Origin of the sequence: Halomonas sp. SIMBA_159 (assembly GCF_046536035.1) — a bacterium.
GTDB lineage: Bacteria > Pseudomonadota > Gammaproteobacteria > Pseudomonadales > Halomonadaceae > Vreelandella > Vreelandella venusta_A.
This window is the reverse complement of the sequence record NZ_JAWJBT010001614.1, coordinates 1-236: the sequence shown is the minus strand read 5'-3', so window position 1 is coordinate 236 and position 236 is coordinate 1. Positions and strand designations below refer to the sequence as shown.

General features: G+C 56.8%; 1 protein-coding gene. It reads left to right on the top strand.

Features of this window, described 5'->3' with window-relative positions:
- Nucleotides 1-236: GntR family transcriptional regulator (locus R0J87_RS24675; RefSeq protein ID WP_498889671.1), on the top strand; the 236-nt coding region annotated here is incomplete at both ends.

Here is a 236-nt window from a genome sequence, read left to right as displayed (position 1 = left end):
CATCAAATTGAATCAGGTATCTGGCGTGCCGGTGAAAAAATGCCATCACTCAGAAAGCAGGCCGCGCACTCTGGCATGAGTCTGATGACCGTCATGCATGCTTATCAGCAACTGGAATCACAGGGCTGGCTGGTTGCGCACCCCCGCTCCGGTTATACGGTGGCCGAAAGCATCCGGATCAGCCCCCTGCCTCACAACGCTGCAGTCGAAACGGCCGAGGCTGTCGACATCAACAG